This window comes from Cellulomonas timonensis, assembly GCF_900046455.1.
GTDB lineage: Bacteria > Actinomycetota > Actinomycetes > Actinomycetales > Cellulomonadaceae > Cellulomonas_A > Cellulomonas_A timonensis.
Genome location: NZ_FCOT01000008.1, coordinates 18,900 through 37,833, shown reverse-complemented (window position 1 = coordinate 37,833; position 18,934 = coordinate 18,900). Strand labels below are relative to the sequence as shown.

Genomic DNA, 18,934 nt, shown 5'->3' with positions numbered 1-18,934 from the left:
ACGACCGCCCGTCACCACGGCCGGCTCACCGTGGGGCCGCCGGCGCCGGCGGCCCCCGCGCCGCCACCCTTCGCGCGGGCCTCCTGCTGCTTGGCCTGGGCCTCGACCTGCCGCTCCTCGAACTCCGCCTCGCGCTCGGAGTCCGCCGGTGGGGCGGGATCCGGCGACTCGGCCTCGCCTTCGTCACCCTGTCCCTGGGCGGCCTGGTCCTGCTCGGCGGCCTGAGCCTTCTGGTCGGCACGTGCGGCGGCGTCGCCCAGGTCGTCAGCGGCAGTCCGCGCCGGCTCGCCCTGGTCCTGGTCCTGGTCCTGCGCCGATTCGCCTCCCGCGTCGCCTCGCGCCTCGGCGACGCTGGGCAGCTCGGCGCACCCCGGCGGGGCCGCGGCGGCGACCTTCTGCGCGTCGCGGTACAGGCGCGCGGCTCGCGCGGGCTCGTCCTGTGCTGCGTCGCCGGACGCCTCGAGCACCACAGCGAGGTTGAGCCGCACCTCGCACTGCGCGTCCGGTGGCGCGGCCGCGAGCGCCGTCCGCAGGAGCGCGGCGGCCTCGTCGAGGTCGGCCGGGGTCTGCGCGCGCGCGGCCGCCACCGTGCCCGCGTCGAATGACGCGGTGAATGGGCGCACCACGTTCACGAACCCGAGCGTGTCCGCCGCGCGCGCGGCGACGTCGAGGTTGCCGACGACGAACGCGTCGGCGGCGATCTGCGCCGCACCCGACATGGCGAGGAGCTTGACCCCGCCGAGCGCCCCGAGGACGACGAGGGGCGCGGTCCAGCGCATGAGCTGGCGGCGGCGCACGCGGTCCCGCGGGGACGGCGACGGTGTGGTGGTCATCGCGGCCTCCGAGGCAGCCCGGACCGGCCGAGGGCGACCACGGTCCCGAAGAGCTCGCCGAGCAACAGCACGGTGAGGACGATCGCGCCGATCCAGGTGTGCTCGCTGCTGCCGGCGGGGACGGCGCCGACGAGCCCGGCGGGGAGGTCGGCGGCGTTCGCGACGACGGTGCGCACCGTCGGAGCGGGGATCGTCGGTGTGGGTGAGTCGTCGCGGTGCGCATACGGCAGCCCCAGCTGCCCGGCGAGCCGCGTGAGCGCGGCCTCGTCGGCACGGCTCAGCGCGGGCTGCCCGGTGGCCGGGTCGAGGACGAGCTCGCCCCCCGCGGAGCGGTCCGAGACCTGCCGCGCCGGGATCGTCGCGCCCGCCGCCGTGCCGTAGCCCAGCACGAGCCCGCCTTGCACCAACGGCGCCACGGGACCGAAGGACACGGGATCGTCGTCTGCCGTCTGCTCGCCGTCGCCCAGGTAGACCACGACTGTGGCCCGGTCAGGGTAGGCGTCGGCGACATTGGCCAGGGTCCGCGAGAGCAGTGTCGCTGCCACCGTGACGCTCGAGCCTGTGGACGCGTCGGCGACCTCCGGGCGCAGCAGCGCTGCTGCGCGGGCCACGGCGCCGGTGTCGGTGGTCAGCGGGACCACCGTGCGCGCTTCCCGATCGAAGGTCAGGAGCGAGGCGCGCGCGCCGGTCGCGCCGATCTCGTCCACCATCGCCACGATGTCGGTCCTGGCCTGGTCGAGCCGGGACACCGCGGCCGGCCCGTCCAACGCGGCCATGCTCGCCGTGGTGTCGACGACGAAGTACAGGTCCGCGTTCGACATCGCGACCTCGACAGGGGGCGCCGGGACGGTCGGCCGCAGGCACATGGCCGACAGGACGAGGACGATGAGCGCCCGGGGAAGCCAGCGGAGCCTGCCCGCGACCCCCGAGGCACGCCAGGCCTCACGCAGGCACATGAGCACGCCGAGGGCCGCCAGCACGGCGATGAGGACCACGGGGATCAGCGGCTGCAGCGTGAGGCCGTCGGCAGTCATGGCAGCACCACCCGCCACGCGATCCCGAGGCAGACCATCAGGGCCAGCAGCGCGGACAGCGCCCGGCCGGGGACGTCGAACGCGGACATGACCGGCGCGCCCTGGACGGTAGCGGAGTCGAGGCTCTCGACGATCGCCGTGATCTTGGGGATGGCGTCGGCGCCGCTCGCCGCGGGATAGGTGGCGCCACCGGTCGCCTCGGCGGCGGCGGCGAGCTCCTGTGCCGGCCGGGTGTCACTGGTCGGGTTCGCGTCGAGCGCCACGACCACCGCGCCCAGGCTGCGCGCGCGCTCCGCCGACTCCGCCACTGTGTAGAGCTGCTCGGAGCGTGCGGACTGCTGGTTGTCCGTGGCGAGGATGACGATGCGCGAGCGCTCCGACTGTGCGGGGCCGGGCTGCGCGCCTGCGTCGCGCAGTTCGGCGAGCGCGGCGTCGGCGCTGAACTGCTGCGCACAACCCATGAGGCCGTCACCCACCAGTGACGCCCCGATCGAGGTCGCCACCGTGCCCGCCGTGATGTCCACCGCGCCAGAGCCCCGCGGGGAGTCCGGGTCCAAGCTCACCTCGGCCTCCGCCAGCCGCGTCCGGACCAGGTCATAGTCGTCGGTGAGTGGGAAGACCACCAGGGGCACGCTGTTGAACAGGACGAGGCTGATGCGCTCGCCATCCAAGCCTGAGACGAGCTGCCGGAACGTCCGCACGATCGCCAGGTTGGACGCGGTCATCGAGCCAGAGACGTCGAGGCACAGGACGATGTCGCGGTTGTCCAGGTGCGACTGGCGGGTCTGGACGATCATCGGGCGCGCCGCCACATAGCCGCCGAGCCCGATCGCCGCGACCAGCAGCACACTGGTCGCGGCCAGGCCCCAGCGTCGCCGCCGGACCGCCGAGGCATAGCTCGGCAGGTCGCGCAGCCGCTCCACATGCGCCACCCGTGCGGTCGTCGCCTGCCCGCGAGGCCGCCTGGACGCCACCAGGGTGGCGAGCACGATGACGACGCCGGCGGCCACGAGAGCGCCGGCCAGCAGGATCGGATGGCTCAACTCCGGTTCCATCCGAGCACCACCTCTCGGGCGACCCGGGCGGCGCCGGGGACATCGCTCTCGCCGCTCGCGCCGAACGCCCCGGCGCTGAGCCGGGTGACGGCTGTGCGCAGCGACGCGTCGACGTCCGTGGCCTCGAGCTGGGTGAGGGTCATCGACGAGTAGAGGACACCCGACCACTCAGCGGCGAACTCGCGGACGATCTGCGAGAGCTCACTCGCCGCCCCCGGGGCGTCGAGGACCCCGTCCCGGTGCGCCGCCTCGACCTGGTCGATCCGCTGGACCGCGGCGCGACGCGCCAGTGTCGACCGGCGTCCGAGACTCGGCATGCGCAGGCGCAGGGGGCGGCCGTAGAGGCGCACCCCGATGGGCACGAGCACTGCCAGGACGATCAGCGCGGCGCCGACGACGGCCCAGCCCCCCGGATAGGTCGCGGGCGGGTACAGCTGCTGGTCATCGAGCATAGGGACGCCTCTGCAGCATCGTGAGCAGCTCGCGCAGGACCGTCGACTCGGACTCGACGTGGCAGCGCGAGACATGCGCGTCGTCGAGCACATCGGCGAGCCGGACGCGCAGCGCGGCCGCATGCTCGTCGTGCTCGTCAGCGAGCCGCCGCACCCGTTCCAGGTGGCCGGGGACGCGCCAGCGGCCCGCCGCGTCGACCACCGCCTGCTGGGCCAGCACACGCGCCGGATTCGCGTCGGCGATGCCGACCCAGAGCGTGTCGTTCGCGCGGGCGAGCCTGCGGACGGCCACCTCCAGGCGGTCGTCCATCTCGACGTCGTCCGTCACCACCAGCACGATCGCGTCACGGCGCATCCGGGGCAGCGCATGCTCGACCAGGCCGGCGAGGTCTGGGCCTGCCGTCGCCGACATCATGGCGTCGTGCGCCTCGGTCAGCAGGGCGTCGAGCTTGCGCTCGCCCTCGCGCGCGGGTCGGGCGTGGAAGCCGGCGCGGTCCCCGTGGACCAGGCCCACCCGGTCACCGTGCCGCAGCGCCAGGAAGCCGATCATCCCCGCCGCCAACACAGCGAGGTCGGCCTTGTTCTCGCCCGCGGGCGTGACGGCGTTCATCGTCGTGCCCGTGTCCGCGAGGATCACCACATTGCGCTGCAGCGTCGTGAGGTAGCGCCGGACAAGGGGGTCACCCTTGCGCGCCGTGGCCTTCCAGTCGATGTCACGGACGTTGTCGCCGGGCTGGTACTCGCGCAGGTCCTCGAACTCGAATCCGCGGCCGCGCGTCCGTGAGGCGTACTCGCCGTCGACGGCGTGGACGATGCGGCGACGGCTCCGGACGAACAGCTTGGACTTGACGCGGACGAGGTGGGACGCCACGTCGCGCCTAGGGCGTCTGGACGGCGGAGACGATCGCGTCGATGAGGTCCTCGACGCGCACACCATCGGCGTCCGCGTCGAAGTGCAGCAGCACGCGGTGACGCAGGACGAGGTGCCGCAGCGCGGCGACGTCCTCGGGGAGCACATGATCGCGGCCGTGGATCACGGCGAGCGCGCGGGCCGCAGCGACGAACGACAGGCCGCCACGCGGGCTCGCGCCGCACTCGATGTACCGCGCGCGCTCTGGTCCGATGTACGCGGCGGCGTCGCGGGTCGCCGCGACGATGGTCAGGGCGTAGCGCAGCACCGCGTCGCTGACGTGCACGCGACGGGTCACGTCCTGGAGCCACTGGACCGCGGCGCGGTCGATCAGCGGCTCCGCGGTCGCGGGGTCGGCCAGGGTCCCATCGGCGAACTGACGAAGCACGTCGAGCTCGTCGACCGCCTCGGGGTAGTCGATGACCTCCTTGAGCAGGAACCGGTCCAGCTGGGCCTCGGGGAGCGGATAGGTCCCCTCCTGCTCGATCGGGTTCTGGGTGGCGATGACCATGAACGGCGTCGGCAGGGCGTGAGTGACGCCGCCGATGGTGACGCGACGCTCTTGCATCGCCTCGAGCATCGCGCTCTGCGTCTTGGCGCTCGACCGGTTGATCTCGTCCAGCAGCACGACGTTCGCATGCACGGGCCCGAGCTGGGTGCGGAAGTCCGCTGTCCTCGCGTCGTAGATCTGGGTGCCGGTGATGTCGCTGGGCAGCAGGTCAGGCGTGCACTGGATCCGGGCGAACGAGGCGTCGAGCAGCGTGGCGAGCGTGTGGGCGGCTGTGGTCTTGGCCAATCCGGGAAGGCTCTCCAGGAGGATGTGCCCCCCGGCGAGGAGGCTCACGATCAGGCTGCGCCGCAGGCCTTCCTGCCCGATGACAGAACGGGCGTAGCCCGCCTCGAGGCCGTCAAGGATCGATCTGGCCTGGGCGATCTCACTGGCCTGGAGGGCCGCATCAGGGGTCGTGCGGGTGTCGCTCACGAATGAAGTCCCTTACCTGTCGCCGGTTCGATCCCCCTATCGGCCGACGCACAGGACTCTTGAGCGAACGCTCCCACGGCGCCGCCCGCGGGAGGGGCCGTCGGCGGGGACGTCGTGAAATGATCGGCTCGGCCACGAGCCCGACCCACCCCCGTCGAAGGAGACCCCGCGTGCCCGCTGAGAACCTGACCCGCGACGAGGCACGCGCCCGCGCGGCCGTCGTGTCCGTCGAGTCGTATGACGTCGACCTCGACCTCACGACCGGACCCGACACCTTCGCCTCACGCACCGCGATCCGGTTCACCGCGACGCCGGGCGCCAGCACGTTCGTCGACCTGATCGCGCCCCGGGTGCGCGAGGTCGTGCTGAACGGCCAGAGCCTGGACCCGGCGGAGGTCTTCGCCGAGTCCCGGATCCAGCTCGACGGCCTCGCCGACCAGAACGAGCTGGTGGTCGTCGCGGACGCCGCGTACATGAACACCGGCGAGGGGCTGCACCGCTTCGTCGACCCGGTGGACGACGAGGTCTACCTGTACTCGCAGTTCGAGGTCGCGGACTCCCGGCGGGTGTTCGCCGTCTTCGAGCAGCCCGACCTCAAGGCCGCGTTCACCTTCCGGGTGACGGCGCCCGCGCACTGGGTCGTGGTGTCGAACTCCCCCGCCGTGGGCGAGCCCGTGCCGGTCGAGGGCGGGCGGAACCTCAACGGCGGCCGCGACCAGGGCACGGCGACGTGGGCCTTCGAGACGACGCCACGGATCTCCAGCTACATCACCGCTGTCGTCGCCGGCCCCTACTACTCCGAGCACGGCGAGCTGACCAGCAGCGACGGCCGCGTCATCCCGCTCGGCGTCTACTGCCGCTCCTCGCTCGCGCCGCACCTGGACACCGAGAACATCCTCGACATCACGCGGGCGGGCTTCGCGTTCTACGAGCAGGCCTTCGACGTGCCGTACCCGTTCGCGAAGTACGACCAGCTCTTCGTGCCCGAGTTCAACGCGGGCGCCATGGAGAACGCCGGGGCCGTCACGTTCCTGGAGAACTACGTCTTCCGCTCCAAGGTGCCTGAGGCGACTGTCGAGCGCCGCGCGGTGACGATCCTGCACGAGCTCGCGCACATGTGGTTCGGCGACCTCGTGACCATGCGCTGGTGGGACGACCTGTGGCTCAACGAGTCCTTCGCCGAGTTCGCGTCCACCCTGGCCGCCGCCGAGGCGACCCGGTGGACGAGCTCGTGGACGACGTTCTCCTCGCTGGAGAAGAACTGGGCCTACCGCCAGGACCAGCTCCCCTCGACCCACCCGATCGTCGCCGACATGCGGGACCTGGCCGACGTCGAGGTGAACTTCGACGGCATCACCTACGCCAAGGGCGCGAGCGTGCTCAAGCAGCTCGTCGCCTGGGTGGGCCGCGAGGAGTTCTTCGCCGGCGTGCGCGCCTACTTCGCGAAGCACTCGTGGGGCAACACCGAGCTCAGCGACCTGCTCACCGAGCTGGAGGCCACCAGCGGCCGCGACCTGAGCGCCTGGTCCACGCTGTGGCTCGAGCAGTCCGGCGTGACGCTGCTGCGGCCCGAGATCACCACCGAGACGGCGCCTGACGGCACGGAGACGATCACCTCCTTCGCCGTGCTCCAGGAGGTCCCGGCCGAGCACCCGGTGCAGCGCCCGCACCGCCTGGGCATTGGCGGCTACGACGTCGTGACCGACGCCGACGGGTCCACCCGTCTCGTGCGGACCCAGCATGTCGTGCTCGACGTCGACGGCCCGCGCACCGAGGTGCCCGCGCTCGTCGGCGTCCGGCGCCCCGACCTGGTGCTGGTCAACGACGACGACCTCGCGTACGCCAAGGTCCGGCTCGACGACCAGTCCTTCGCCACGGCCGTCGCCCACCTGAGCGGCTTCACGGACTCGCTGCCCCGCACGCTCGTGTGGACGGCGGCATGGGACGCGACCCGCGACGGCGAGACCCCGGCCCGCGACTTCGTGGACCTGGTGCTGCGCAACATCGCGCACGAGTCCGACTCGTCGGTGGTGCAGGTGCTGCTGCGCCAGCTCAGCACCGCCGTCGACCTGTACGTCGCGCCGGAGCACCGCGAGGCCACCGACGTGGCCGTCGGGGACCAGCTGCTCGAGCTCGCCGAGGCGGCGCCTGCCGGCTCCGACACCCAGCTCCAGCTGGTCAAGGCCTTCGCCGGCCGCGCCAACACCACCGCGCAGCTCGACGCGGTGTCCGCGCTGCTGGACGGGTCGCGGAGCCTGGAGGGCCTGAGCATCGACACCGACCTGCGCTGGGAGCTGCTCACGTCGCTCGTCGCGGGCGGCCGTGCGGGCGGCGCCCAGATCGACGCGCAGCTCGCCGCCGACGCCACGGCCACCGGGCAGCGGGCCGCCGCCGCCGCGCGCGCCGCCATCCCCACCCCCGAGTCCAAGGCCGCCGCCTGGGCTGCCGTGGTCGAGGGCGACGAGCTGCCGAACGCCGTGCAGACCGCGACCATCAGCGGATTCGGGCGCGTGCACAACCTCGGGCTGCTGCTCCCCTACGTCAAGCCGTACTTCGCGGCGATCGAGGGCGTCTGGGAGTCGCGCACCAGCGAGATGGCGCAGAACGTGGTCGTCGGGCTCTACCCCACCGACCTGGCCGGGGACCCGCGCGTCGACGTGCTGGCCACCACCGACGCCTGGCTGGAGGAGCACCTGGACGCCCCGGCGGCACTGCGCCGGCTGGTGGTCGAGGCGCGGGACGGCGTGCGCCGGGCGGTCGTCGCCCAGGAGGCGGACCGCAGCCGGGCGTGATCGACGCCCCAGAGTGAGGGCTGAGCCCGGCGCCATGCGAGACGGCGCCGGGCTCAGTCGTTGGTGAGGCTCAGTCGTTGCCGGGCTGCGGGTGCAGGCTGAGGTCGAGCGCCGCGACGAGGGAGCGCAGCCGGGCGTGGTGGAACAGGTCCTCGACGAGCACGAGCTGCCCGGCGCCGTCGGCCAGCGGCACCTTCCAGTTCGGGTACTCGCGGTCCGTGCCCGGCTGGTTCTGCGTCCTGCGCTCCCCCACCGCGTCGGCCAGGGACACCCCGAGGAGCACCGCCGGCGTCTGGGCGGTGAGCCGGTGCAGCGCCTCGACCACCTCGCGCTCCGAGGGGTCGGCGCCCACGAGCCCGCGGTCGCGCATCGTCGCGAGCATCGCCTCGCGCTCGGCGCGCGCGGCCTGCCGGACCACGGAGACAGGCTCGTCGAGCAGCCCGAGCCGGTCGCGCAGCAGGACGTGCTCGTCGGCGAGGTACCCGGCCGTCGGGGGCAGGTCGTGCGTGGTGACAGTGGCGAGCGCCAGGCGCCGGTAGAGCTCGGGCGCCAGCGGCTTCCCATCGTGGTCCTTCTCGAACCACAGGATCGAGGTGCCGAGGATGCCCCGCTCGGTCAGGTAGTCGCGCACCCACGGCTCGAAGACCCCGAGGTCCTCGCCGATCACCACCGCCCCGGCGCGATGCGCCTCGAGCGCGAGGATGCCGATCAGCGCCTCGTGGTCGTAGCGGACGTACGCGCCCTGCGAGGGCTCGGCGCCGGTGGGGATCCACCACAGCCGGAACAGCCCGATGATGTGGTCGACGCGGATGGCGCCCGCATGCCGCAGCACGGAGCGGAGCATGTCGCGGTAGGGCTTGTAGGCGGCGCGGGCCAGCGCGTCGGGCAGCCAGGGCGGCTGCGACCAGTTCTGCCCGCGCTGGTTGTACATGTCCGGGGGCGCCCCGACGGTCGCCCCGTGTGCGAGCACGTCCGCGAGCGCCCATGCGTCGGCGCCCTCGGGGTGCACCCCGACGGCCAGGTCGTGCATGATCCCGACCGTCATGCCGCCGTCGAGCGCGGCACGGTGCGCGGCGCCGAGCTGCTGGTCGGCGACCCACTGGAGCCACGTGTAGAAGTCGATGCGGTCGCGCAGCTCCACGCGGGCCCGGGCCACCAGCTCGGAGGAGGCGTCCCGTGCGGCGGCCGGCCAGTCACGGCCCGCGTAGCGCTCGGCGAGCGCGCACCACAGGCCGAAGTCCTCGAGGCCGGCGCCCTCGAGCTCGAGGAACCCGTCGAGCTCGGCCTGCCGGGCGGCTGAGCGCGGGGCCGCGAAGACGACCTCGAGCGCGGCCCGCTTGGCGTTCCACGCGGTGTCGCGGTCGATGGGGCCTGGGTCGGCGTTGAGGGCGATCGCGGGCTCCGCGGACCACTCGACCAGCGCGCGGTCGGCGGCGGACAGGTACGCCGTCTCGCGCACGTCCTCGACGCGGATGTAGAGGGGGTTGACGAACCTGCGGCTGGTGGGCAGGTAGGGCGAGGGCGTCATCGGCTCGACGGGCTCGGCGGCGTGCAGGGGGTTGACCAGCAGGAAGTCCGCGCCGCAGGTGCGCGCGGAGAGCCAGGCGATCTCGGCGAGGTCCGCGAGGTCGCCGACCCCCCAGGAGGCGCGCGAGCGCACCGAGTAGAGCTGCGTCATGAATCCCCAGGCCCGACCCTCGCGCAACGGCTCGGGCAGCTCGAGCCGCTCCGGGGTGACGACCACGGCGCACCGCGCGTCGGCGCTCGGGCCGCTCGCATGCAGCTCATGCCAGCCCAGCGGAAGGTCGGTGGGCAGCGTGAACGTGGCACGCCCGACGAGCCGCCCGTCGACGGTGCGGGGGTCGATGACGACGTCGGCCTGGGTGACCTCGCGCCGTCCGCCCCCGGACTCGGGGTCGAGCTCGATCCAGGCCTCCACAGGGTCGCCGTGCTTGACGTGCACCGGCACGTGCGCGTGGCGGCCCTGTCGGAGCACGATCGCGGGTGGCAGGGTGCGACGCCAGGGCATGTCCTCGACGTGGGCGATCGCGAGCTCGATCCGCTCCGGCGAGGACGCGTCGACGCCCATGGCGCCGAGCACGTCGACGAGCGTCGCGGCCGAGACCTTGTGGAGCGTCCCGTCGTGCCCCCAGTAGTCGGGGACGATGCCGTGGGCCGCGCCGAGGCGCAGCAGCGACTCGTTGGGGGCCTCGGTCTCGTCGCTCACGCGTCGATCCTGCCAGAGCATCGTGATTCCGCGCGTGAGCAGGGCGGGAACACCTCCGCGTGATCATGGGCGAAAGTGCCCCCGGCGGCCCGCAGGCGCCCCGCCACCGGCTGCGGACCACTCCGCAACGCGTCCGCCGAAGCGCCGGCGCCCTCAGCGCCGAGTCGTAGGCTCCGGTCCATGAAGCCCGAGCACGCGACCCCCGCCGCCCCGAGCCTGACCTACCCGCCAGCCCGCCGCGAGGACCGCGTCGACGACCTGCACGGGCGCCGCGTCGCGGACCCGTACCGCTGGCTCGAGGACGCAGCCTCCGACGAGGCCGCCGCGTGGTCCGCCGCACAGGACGACCTGTACGCCGCCTACCGCGAGCGCCTGGTCGCGCGCGCCGAGGGCTCGGAGGCGTGGTCCTCCGACGCGCTCACCGCCCGCCTGCAGGAGCTGCTGGGCGCCGGTTTCGTGGGCACGCCGGCGTGGCGCGGCGAGCGGCGCTTCTTCATGCGCCGTGAGGGCGCCCAGGAGCACGCCGTCGTCGTGGTGGCGGAGCCCGACCCCCAGGCGCCCGGCCAGGAGCGCGAGCGCGTGCTCATCGACCCGGTCGCCCTCGACCCGGCGGGGACCACGACGCTCGACGCGTGGCAGCCCAGCAAGGAGGGCGACCTCGTCGCCTACCAGGTCTCGTCGGGCGGCACCGAGGAGAGCGTGCTGCACATCCTCGACGTCGCGACGGGCGAGATCGTGGACGGCCCCATCGACCGCGCGCGCTACTCCCCCGTCGCGTGGGTCCCGGGCGGCGAGCACCTGTTCTACGTGCGGCGACTGCCGCCCGAGCAGCTCCCCGAGGACGAGCGCCAGTACCACCGCCGGGTGTGGCTGCACCGGGTGGGGACCGACGCCAGCGAGGACGTCGAGGTCTTCGGCGCCGGGCTGGACATGACCAACTACTACGGCGTCACGCTCACCCGCGACGGGCGCTGGCTGATCATCTCGGCGTCCGCGGGCACCGCGCCGCGCACCGACGTGTGGATCGCCGATCTCGCCGCGGACGGCCGCGACCCGCGCAGCCCCGAGGCCCTGGCGTCCCCGCGCCTGGTCGACGTGGCGGTCGGCCTGGACGCGGACACCCACGCCTGGGTGGGCCGTGACGGCAGGCTGTACCTGCACACCGACCTCGACGCGCCGCGCGGGCGCCTCGCGGTGGCCGACCCCAGCGACCCGGGCGTGCCGCATTGGCGCACCCTGGTCGCCGAGGACCCGATCGCGGTGCTCGAGGGCGTCGCGTTCGTCGACGCGGGCGACGCCGCCGGTCCGGAGGGGACCCGTCCTGAGAAGCTGCTGGTCGGCCGCCGCCGGCACACAGTCAGCGAGATCACCGTGCACGACCCGCACACCGGCGAGCAGCTCGACGGCCCGGCGGGCCACATCGCGCTCCCCGGCATGGGATCTGTGAACGGCCTGGTCACCCGCCCGGAGGGCGGCCGGGAGGTGTGGTTCTCGTACACCGACCACACCACCGTCTCCACCGTCCACCTGCTCGACACGGCCACCGGCGCGCTGACCGTGTGGGCGGCGCCCCCGGGAGCCCTCGCGGACGTCCCCGAGGTGCGGGTCCAGCAGCTCGAGGCCACCAGCAAGGACGGCACTATCATCCGCGCGATGGTGGTCGCCCGCGCCGACGCGCTCGATGACGACGGCCGGCCCCTGGCCGAGAGCCCGACGATCCTCTACGGCTACGGCGGGGTCCAGATCTCCCTCGACCCCGCGTACTCCGCCTCGACGCTCGCCTGGGTGGAGGCCGGCGGCGTCTACGTCGTGGCCCAGCTCCGCGGCGGCGGCGAGGAGGGCGAGGAGTGGCACCGCGGTGGCCGCCGGGGCGCGAAGCAGAACGTGTTCGACGACTTCCACGCGATCGCCGAGCAGCTCGTCGCGGACGGCTGGACCACACCCCAGCAGCTCGCGTGCTGGGGCGGGTCCAACGGCGGCCTGCTGGTGGGCGCCGCGCTCACCCAGCGCCCGGACCTGTTCGCGGCGGTGGTGTGCTCCGCGCCCCTGCTCGACATGGTGCGCTACCAGCTCCACGGGCTCGGTGTCTCCTGGACCGACGAGTACGGCGACGCCGACGTGCCGCATGAGCTGGACTGGCTGCTCGGGTACTCGCCGTACCACCGCGTCGTGGACGGCACGGAGTACCCCGCCACGCTGTTCACCGTCTTCGACGGCGACTCCCGCGTCGACCCGCTGCACGCCCGCAAGCTCGCGGCGGCGCTCCAGGCCGCGACCAGCGGCGACCCCGACCAGCGCCCCGTGCTGGTGCGGCGGGAGACCGGTGTGGGCCACGGCGGCCGCGCCCTGTCGCGCACCGTGGCGCTCACGGTCGAGCAGCTCCAATTCGTCGCCGACCGCACCGGCCTGACGGCGTCCGCGGGGGTCGGGGACCGGGTGGTCGCATGACGTCGGCGCACCTGGCTGCCCTGCAGCGGTCCCACCTGCTCGCGACGCCCTCCGCCGATCCGAGCGCGTCCCCCCTGTCGGAGGCGGGAGATCAGATCGGCGAGGGCCTGAACGACTTCGCCACCTGGCTCCTGGGCGCCCCGCTGCGCATCGCCATCATCCTGGTCGTCGGGGCCCTCACGCTGATGCTGCTCCGGCGGTTCATCCGGTCGGTGACGGAGCACCTCGCCGAGGGCAAGCCGTTCTACCAGCGCGGTGTGCTGCGCCCCCTCGGCGAGAGCGAGATGGGCGCCGTGCTCGCCCGGGCGAACCCGCTCGCCAAGGCCCGCCGCGCCCAGCGCTCCCGCACCATCGGATCCGTGCTGCACTCGGCGGCCACCATCGTCGTGGGATCGCTCATGCTGCTGCTGGTCCTCGGCCAGATGGGCGTCAACCTCGGCCCGTTCCTCGCCTCGATCGGCGTCGTCGGCGTCGCGCTCGGCATCGGCGCGCAGAGCGTCGTGAAGGACTTCCTCGCCGGGATCTTCATCCTGCTCGAGGACCAGTACGGCGTCGGCGACGTCGTCGACCTGGGGCCCGCCACCGGCACCATCGAGGCGGTGGCGCTGCGGGTGACCAAACTGCGCGACGCGGACGGCACCCTCTGGTACGTGCCCAACGGGACGCTCACCCGGGTGGGCAACCACACGCAGGAGTGGTCACGCGCGGTCGTCGAGGTGAAGGTCGACTACTTCGCCGACATCGACCAGGTCCGCGCCCTGCTCGAGGAGGCGGCGGCGAAGGTCGCGGCCGACCCTGTGGTGGGGACCTACCTGCGCGACCAGGCGGTCGTGACCGGCCTGGAGGACCTGAGCGCCGAGGCCGTGACCCTGCAGGTCTCCGTCAAGACGAGCCCCGCGATGCAGTGGGAGGTCGCGCGCCACCTGCGCCGTGAGGTGCGCCAACTGCTCGATGACGAGGGGATCCCGCTGGGCGGCCAGCGCGACCTCCTCGCCCGACACCAGGAGGAGTCGGCGAGCATGTCGCCGACTCCTCCTGATGGCCACGTCCCGCCGGGCGCCTCTGATCAGACGCCCGATGCGGACCTGCCGGGGGCCACGAGGCCCAGACGGCCTTAGCGCAGGCCGTCGAGCTCCGCCGCCAGGTTGTCGGCCTCCGGGCCGACGATCACCTGGATGACGCGGCCCGATCGGACCACGCCGAACGCTCCGGACGCCTTGAGCGCCGCCTCGTCGACATGCTGCGGGTCAGTGACCTCGACGCGCAGCCGCGTGATGCAGGGCTCAAGGTCGACCACGTTGGCCCCGCCGCCGAGTGCCGCGAGGATCTGCTCTGCCTTGCTCATCGAACTCCTTCTCGGTCGCCGCGGGGGCGCAGGCGCACCATCAACCAGGGTAGACCGAGTGGCGCCGAGTGGCGCAGACGCTCTCTCCAGGTGAAAACTCGGCTCTGAACGAGGAGGTAGTCGCAGTGAGCGCAGCAGGTCCCGTCGTGGTGCATGGCATCGCCGTGAGCCCGGGGCGCACGGTGGGCCCGTGCGTCCTGCTCCCCGAGCCGGTGGGCGAGCCCCCGTCCGGGCGCCGGCTCGCGCCAGGAGAGGACCCGGCCGCCGCCGCGGCCCGGATCGCCGTGGCGGCGAGGCAGGCGCAGGCCCCGCTCGAGGCCGCCGCCGCCCGCGCGCAGGGCGGGAGCCGGGGGGTGCTGCGCGCCACCGCCACGATCGCCGCCGACCCCACGCTCGTGGCCGACGCCGAGCACCGGGTGCTCAACGACCACCTGGTGCCCGAGCGGGCTGTGTGGGAGGCCGCCGGCGCGGTGTCCGCGCAGTTCGAGGAGCTGGGCGGCTACTTCGCCGAGCGCACCCGCGACATCGCGGACGTGCGGGACCGGCTCGTCGCCGAGCTCACGGGCCGCCCAGCCCCGGGGGTCCCCGAGCACGCGGCGCCGTTCGTCCTCGTCGCCACCGACCTCGCCCCGGCGCTGACCGCCACACTCGATCCCACCCGGGTGGTCGGCATCGTCACCGGCGCTGGCGGGCCCACCTCGCACACGGCGATCCTCGCCCGTGCCCTGGGCATCCCCGCCGTCGTGGCCGCCCGCGGCATCACCGACCACGTCGCCGACGGCGACCTCGTGCTGGTCGACGGCGGCCATGGCACGGCGACCGTCCACCCCGACGAGGCGCAGGTCGCCGCCACGCTCGCCGCCGCCGCGCACACCCGCACCTTCGACGGCGCGGGCCGCACCGCCGACGGTCGCCGCGTCGAGCTGCTCGCCAACGTGGGCGACCCCCGCGACGCCGCCGCCGCGGCAGAGGCCGGCGCCGAGGGCGTCGGGCTGCTGCGCACCGAGTTCGGCTTCCTCGACCGCGCCGAGGCGCCCACGGTGGCCGAGCAGGTCGCCGCCTACCGCCAGGTGCTCGCGGCGTTCCCCGGCCGCAAGGTCGTGATCCGCACGCTCGACGCCGGCGCGGACAAGCCGATGCCCTTCCTCACGAACGACGCCGAGGCCAACCCGGCACTCGGCGTCCGCGGGCTGCGCACCGCCCAGGAGCACCCCGAGGTGCTGGAGGACCAGCTCACCGCCATCGCCGAGGCCGCCGCGGCGGAGAGCGCGCACGTGTGGGTGATGGCCCCGATGGTGGCCACCGTCGACGAGGCCGAGTCGTTCGTGGCGCGCTGCCAGCGTCACGGGCTCGACGTCGCCGGGGTCATGGTCGAGGTGCCCAGCGCCGCACTGCTCTCCGGGCAGATCCTCGCGAGCGCGAAGTTCGCCAGCATCGGCACCAACGACCTCACGCAGTACACGATGGCCGCCGACCGGCTGCTCGGGGCGGTCGCCGAGCTCTCCGACCCCTGGCAGCCCGCCGTGCTGCAGCTCGTGGCCTCGACCTGTGCGGGCGGCGCCCAGCAGGATCGGCCCGTCGGCGTCTGCGGGGAGGCCGCCGCGTCACCCGCCCTGGCCGCAGTGCTCGTCGGGATGGGCGTCAGCTCGCTGTCGATGACGCCGCGCGCGCTCGCCGACGTGGCCGCCGTGCTGCAGACAGTCACGCACGACGAGTGCCGGCGCCTCGCCCAGCTCGCCCTCAGCGCCCCGACGGCGGCGGCGGCCCGTGAACGGGTGCGCGCCGAGCTGCCCGTGCTCGACGAGCTCGCCCTCTGACCACATCTGTGGCCCACACCACCGTGCGGGCTGGGGGCCCGGGCGCGGGGCGATGCGAGACTGTGCGGGTGACCTCCAGCGTGCCCGACTCCGCTGCCCACCGCGCTGACTCGTTCTACGACGTCGTCGGTGGCCACGACACCTTCGACCGGCTCGTCCGGGAGTTCTACCGCGGTGTCGCGCAGGACCCCGTCCTGACGGAGATGTACCCGGAGGAGGACCTGGGCCCGGCCGCCGACAGGCTCAGGCTGTTCCTCGAGCAGTACTGGGGCGGTCCCAGCACGTACTCCGAGACGCGTGGCCACCCCCGGCTGCGCATGCGGCACGCCCCGTACAAGGTGAACCCCGACGCCCGCGACAGGTGGCTGCGGCATATGCGCGTCGCCGTCGACTCGCTCGGCCTGGCGCCACTGCACCACGCCCAGCTCTGGGACTACCTGGAGCGGGCGGCGCACTCCATGTTGAACACGTTCGATGAGTAAGCCGACCGGCCACCGCGACCCTCCCCCACCGCCCCCGCCCAGGGCGCCGACGGCCACGACGCCGTCCGCCACGTCCTGGAGATCCTCGACGTCACGGCCTCCCCTGGCGATCCGGACCTCTTCCACGGCGCGAGCGTGCCGCATCCCAACGGGCGGGTGTTCGGCGGCCAGGTCCTCGCCCAGTCGCTCCTCGCGGCGGGCCGCACCGTGGCCGACGGCCGGCTCCCCCACTCGATGCACGGGTACTTCCTGCGCGCGGGCGCCGTGGACCAGGGCATCGACTTCAGCGTCGAGCGTCTGCGGGACGGCCGGTCCTTCACGGCGCGGCGCACCCACGCGGTGCAGGGCGGCTCCCCGATCCTGTCGATGATCGCCTCCTTCCAGGAGGCCCAAGACGGCTTCTCCTACGCCGACCCGATGCCCGAGGCGCCCGACCCGGAGAGCCTCGTCTCCGCGGGCCAGGCGCTCCGCGAGGTCAACCACCCGCTCGCCGAGTTCTGGGCCAGCGAGACGCCGTTCGACGTGCGGCACGTCGAGCAGTCCATCTACCTGCGCCCCGACCTGTCCGGCCGCGGCGACCAGCTCGTGTGGATGCGCGCCCGGGGGCCCGTGCCCGACGACCAGCTCCTGCACCGGGCGCTGCTCGCCTACGGCTGCGACCAGGTCATGCTCGAGCCCGTGCTGCGCCGCGCCGGGGAGAGCTGGGCCTCACGCGGGCTCTCCATCGCGAGCCTGGACCACGCCATGTGGTGGCACCGCGACGTGCACGTCGACGAGTGGCTGCTCTACGCCCAGTCCAGCCCGAGCGGCCAGGGCGGCCGGGGCCTGGGCGCGGCCCGGGTCTACGCGCAAGACGGCGCGCTCGTCGCGTCGATCGCCCAGGAGGGCATGGTCCGCGTCCCCGGCGACCACTGAGCCGCCGCTGACCGCATGGCCGAGGTGCGCGGTCGGCCCGGGAGGCTGAGACTGCCGTATGCCCGAGACCGCGCCCGCTGACCTCCCGCCGGCCCCGGTCGCGGACACGCTGCCCGGCCTGGTCCCGGGTGTCGGCCCCGACGGGCGCCCGCGGCCGGACGCCCCGCTGGCCGCCGTCACCGGCGTCACCGGGTACGTGGGCGGCCGGCTCGTGCCCGAGCTGCTCGCCGCCGGGTACCGGGTGCGCGCCCTCGCCCGGCACCCGGAGCGGCTGCGCGGGCGCCCCTGGTTCGACGATGTGGAGGTCGTGACCGCCGACGCGTCCGACCCGGACCAGCTCCGCGCGGCGCTGCGGGATGTGGACGTCGCCTACTACCTGATCCACTCGCTGGGCACGGGCCGCAGGTTCGAGCAGCGCGACCGGCACACCGCGCTGGTCTTCGCGCAGTCCGCCCGCGAGGCCGCCGTGCGGCGCATCGTCTACCTGGGGGGCCTCTACCCGGAGGGCCAGGAGCTGTCGCCGCACCTCGCCTCCCGCACCGAGGTCGGCGAGATCCTGCTCGCCTCAGGGGTCCCCACCACGGTGCTGCGCGCCGCCGTCATCCTCGGGTCCGGCTCGGCGTCCTTCGAGATGATGCGCTACCTCACCGAGCGGCTGCCGGCCATGACGGTGCCGCGCTGGGTCGACAACCGCATCCAGCCCATCGCGATCCGCGATGTGCTCCGCTACCTGGTGGGCTCCGCCGCGATGCCGCCCGAGGTGAGCCGCGGCTTCGACATCGGCGGGCCCGACGTGCTGACGTACCGCGAGATGATGCAGCGCTACGCGGCGGTCGCCGGGCTGCCGCGCCGGGTGATCGTGGGCGTCGGGGTGCTCACGCCCCGGCTCTCCAGCCTCTGGGTCTCCCTCGTCACCCCGGTGCCGAGCGGCCTGGCGCGCCCGCTGGTCGAGTCGCTCGTGCATGAGGTGGTCTGCGACGAGCACGACATCGCCCGCTGGGTCCCCGACCCCCCCTCCGGCCTGATCGGCTTCGACCGGGCTGTGCGCCTGGCGCTGCAACGCGTCCAGGCGGCCGACGTCGTGACGCGGTGGACGTCGGCCTCCGTCCCAGGGGCGCCGAGCGACCCGCTGCCCAGCGACCCGGACTGGGCGGGTGGCTCCCTGTACGTGGACGAGCGCGAGGTGGAGGTGGACGCCTCCCCCGCGGCGCTGTGGCGCGTGATCGAGGCGGTGGGGGGCGAGCGGGGCTGGTACTCATGGTCGCTGGCCTGGCGACTGCGCGGACTCGCCGACCGGCTGATCGGCGGGCCCGGGTTACGCCGGGGACGGCGGGATCCACGCCGGCTGCGGGTCGACGACGCCGTCGACTTCTGGCGGGTGGAGGAGGTGGTCCCCGGCGAGCTGCTGAGGCTGCGCGCCGAGATGCGGCTGCCCGGCCTCGCCTGGCTCGAGCTGAGGGTGGAGCCCGCAGGACCCGGCCCTGACGAGCCGCCGACGGTGTTCGCCCAGCGGGCGCTGTTCCACCCGCACGGGCTCGCCGGCCAGGTCTACTGGTGGGCGGTGTACCCGTTCCACGGCATCGTCTTCGGCGGCATGCAGCACAACATCGCCCGCGCGGCCGAGACCGCAGAGGGCGCTTGA

At 73.9% G+C, this 18,934-nt stretch carries 15 protein-coding genes; 7 read left to right on the top strand and 8 right to left on the bottom strand.

Annotated features, from left to right (window positions below):
* Positions 1 to 11 precede the first annotated feature (11 nt).
* Genes BN3788_RS00720 through BN3788_RS00695 form a run of 6 tightly spaced genes read right to left on the bottom strand, consistent with a single transcriptional unit; the run spans position 12 to position 5,266 of the window.
* Complete coding sequence (locus tag BN3788_RS00720) at positions 12 to 833, bottom strand: hypothetical protein (protein WP_147525022.1); 822 nt, start codon at positions 831 to 833, stop codon at positions 12 to 14.
* Positions 830 to 1,867: a vWA domain-containing protein gene (locus tag BN3788_RS00715; protein WP_066581821.1), complete on the bottom strand. Its 1,038-nt coding sequence runs from the start codon at positions 1,865 to 1,867 to the stop codon at positions 830 to 832. Before BN3788_RS00715 ends, BN3788_RS00720 begins: the two co-directional genes overlap by 4 nt.
* Complete coding sequence (locus tag BN3788_RS00710; protein ID WP_159066839.1) at positions 1,864 to 2,910, bottom strand: VWA domain-containing protein; 1,047 nt, start codon at positions 2,908 to 2,910, stop codon at positions 1,864 to 1,866. Before BN3788_RS00710 ends, BN3788_RS00715 begins: the two co-directional genes overlap by 4 nt.
* Positions 2,907 to 3,374 (bottom strand): hypothetical protein, encoded by a 468-nt coding sequence (locus BN3788_RS00705; RefSeq protein WP_066581818.1) that lies wholly within the window; start codon positions 3,372 to 3,374, stop codon positions 2,907 to 2,909. Before BN3788_RS00705 ends, BN3788_RS00710 begins: the two co-directional genes overlap by 4 nt.
* Complete coding sequence (locus tag BN3788_RS00700; RefSeq protein WP_066581813.1) at positions 3,364 to 4,245, bottom strand: DUF58 domain-containing protein; 882 nt, start codon at positions 4,243 to 4,245, stop codon at positions 3,364 to 3,366. Before BN3788_RS00700 ends, BN3788_RS00705 begins: the two co-directional genes overlap by 11 nt.
* A gap of 7 nt (positions 4,246 to 4,252) precedes the next feature.
* A complete protein-coding gene (locus BN3788_RS00695) occupies positions 4,253 to 5,266 on the bottom strand; it encodes an AAA family ATPase (RefSeq protein ID WP_066581810.1) in 1,014 nt (337 codons plus the stop codon).
* 170 nt (positions 5,267 to 5,436) lie between these two features.
* Here BN3788_RS00695 and pepN point away from each other — a divergent pair, with 170 nt between their 5' ends.
* Positions 5,437 to 8,058 carry an aminopeptidase N gene (gene pepN, locus BN3788_RS00690; protein WP_066581802.1) on the top strand — a complete coding sequence of 874 codons (2,622 nt, stop codon included), beginning with the start codon at positions 5,437 to 5,439 and terminating at the stop codon, positions 8,056 to 8,058.
* Positions 8,059 to 8,128: 70 nt separating this feature from the next.
* Here pepN and malQ read toward each other — a convergent pair whose 3' ends face one another.
* Positions 8,129 to 10,285: a 4-alpha-glucanotransferase gene (malQ, locus tag BN3788_RS00685; RefSeq protein ID WP_066581799.1), complete on the bottom strand. Its 2,157-nt coding sequence runs from the start codon at positions 10,283 to 10,285 to the stop codon at positions 8,129 to 8,131.
* Positions 10,286 to 10,465: 180 nt separating this feature from the next.
* On the opposite strand from malQ, the gene BN3788_RS00680 reads away from it, so the two are divergent.
* Together BN3788_RS00680 and BN3788_RS00675 are read left to right on the top strand one after the other, a co-directional pair.
* Positions 10,466 to 12,733, top strand: coding sequence for a prolyl oligopeptidase family serine peptidase (locus BN3788_RS00680; protein ID WP_066581797.1), 2,268 nt, complete (start codon positions 10,466 to 10,468; stop codon positions 12,731 to 12,733).
* Entirely contained in the window at positions 12,730 to 13,851 is a 1,122-nt protein-coding gene (locus BN3788_RS00675) for a mechanosensitive ion channel family protein (protein ID WP_066581796.1), read from the top strand. The genes BN3788_RS00680 and BN3788_RS00675 overlap by 4 nt, the downstream gene beginning before the upstream one ends.
* Here the strand turns inward: BN3788_RS00675 and BN3788_RS00670 are convergent.
* Complete coding sequence (locus BN3788_RS00670; RefSeq protein WP_066581794.1) at positions 13,848 to 14,078, bottom strand: glucose PTS transporter subunit EIIB; 231 nt, start codon at positions 14,076 to 14,078, stop codon at positions 13,848 to 13,850. The two genes, BN3788_RS00675 and BN3788_RS00670, sit on opposite strands and share 4 nt — an antisense overlap.
* 125 nt (positions 14,079 to 14,203) lie before the next feature.
* Between BN3788_RS00670 and ptsP the strand changes: the two genes are divergently transcribed.
* The 4 genes from ptsP to BN3788_RS00650 all read left to right on the top strand — a co-directional run bounded on the left by ptsP (position 14,204) and on the right by BN3788_RS00650 (position 18,934).
* Positions 14,204 to 15,895, top strand: a complete 1,692-nt coding sequence (ptsP, locus tag BN3788_RS00665; RefSeq protein ID WP_066581792.1) for a phosphoenolpyruvate--protein phosphotransferase — start codon at positions 14,204 to 14,206, stop codon at positions 15,893 to 15,895.
* Positions 15,896 to 15,963: 68 nt separating this feature from the next.
* Positions 15,964 to 16,377 (top strand): globin, encoded by a 414-nt coding sequence (locus BN3788_RS00660; RefSeq protein WP_234346408.1) that lies wholly within the window; start codon positions 15,964 to 15,966, stop codon positions 16,375 to 16,377.
* Positions 16,378 to 16,452: 75 nt separating this feature from the next.
* A complete protein-coding gene (locus BN3788_RS00655; protein WP_066581789.1) occupies positions 16,453 to 17,292 on the top strand; it encodes an acyl-CoA thioesterase in 840 nt (279 codons plus the stop codon).
* Positions 17,293 to 17,350: 58 nt separating this feature from the next.
* Complete coding sequence (locus BN3788_RS00650) at positions 17,351 to 18,934, top strand: SDR family oxidoreductase (RefSeq protein WP_082812461.1); 1,584 nt, start codon at positions 17,351 to 17,353, stop codon at positions 18,932 to 18,934.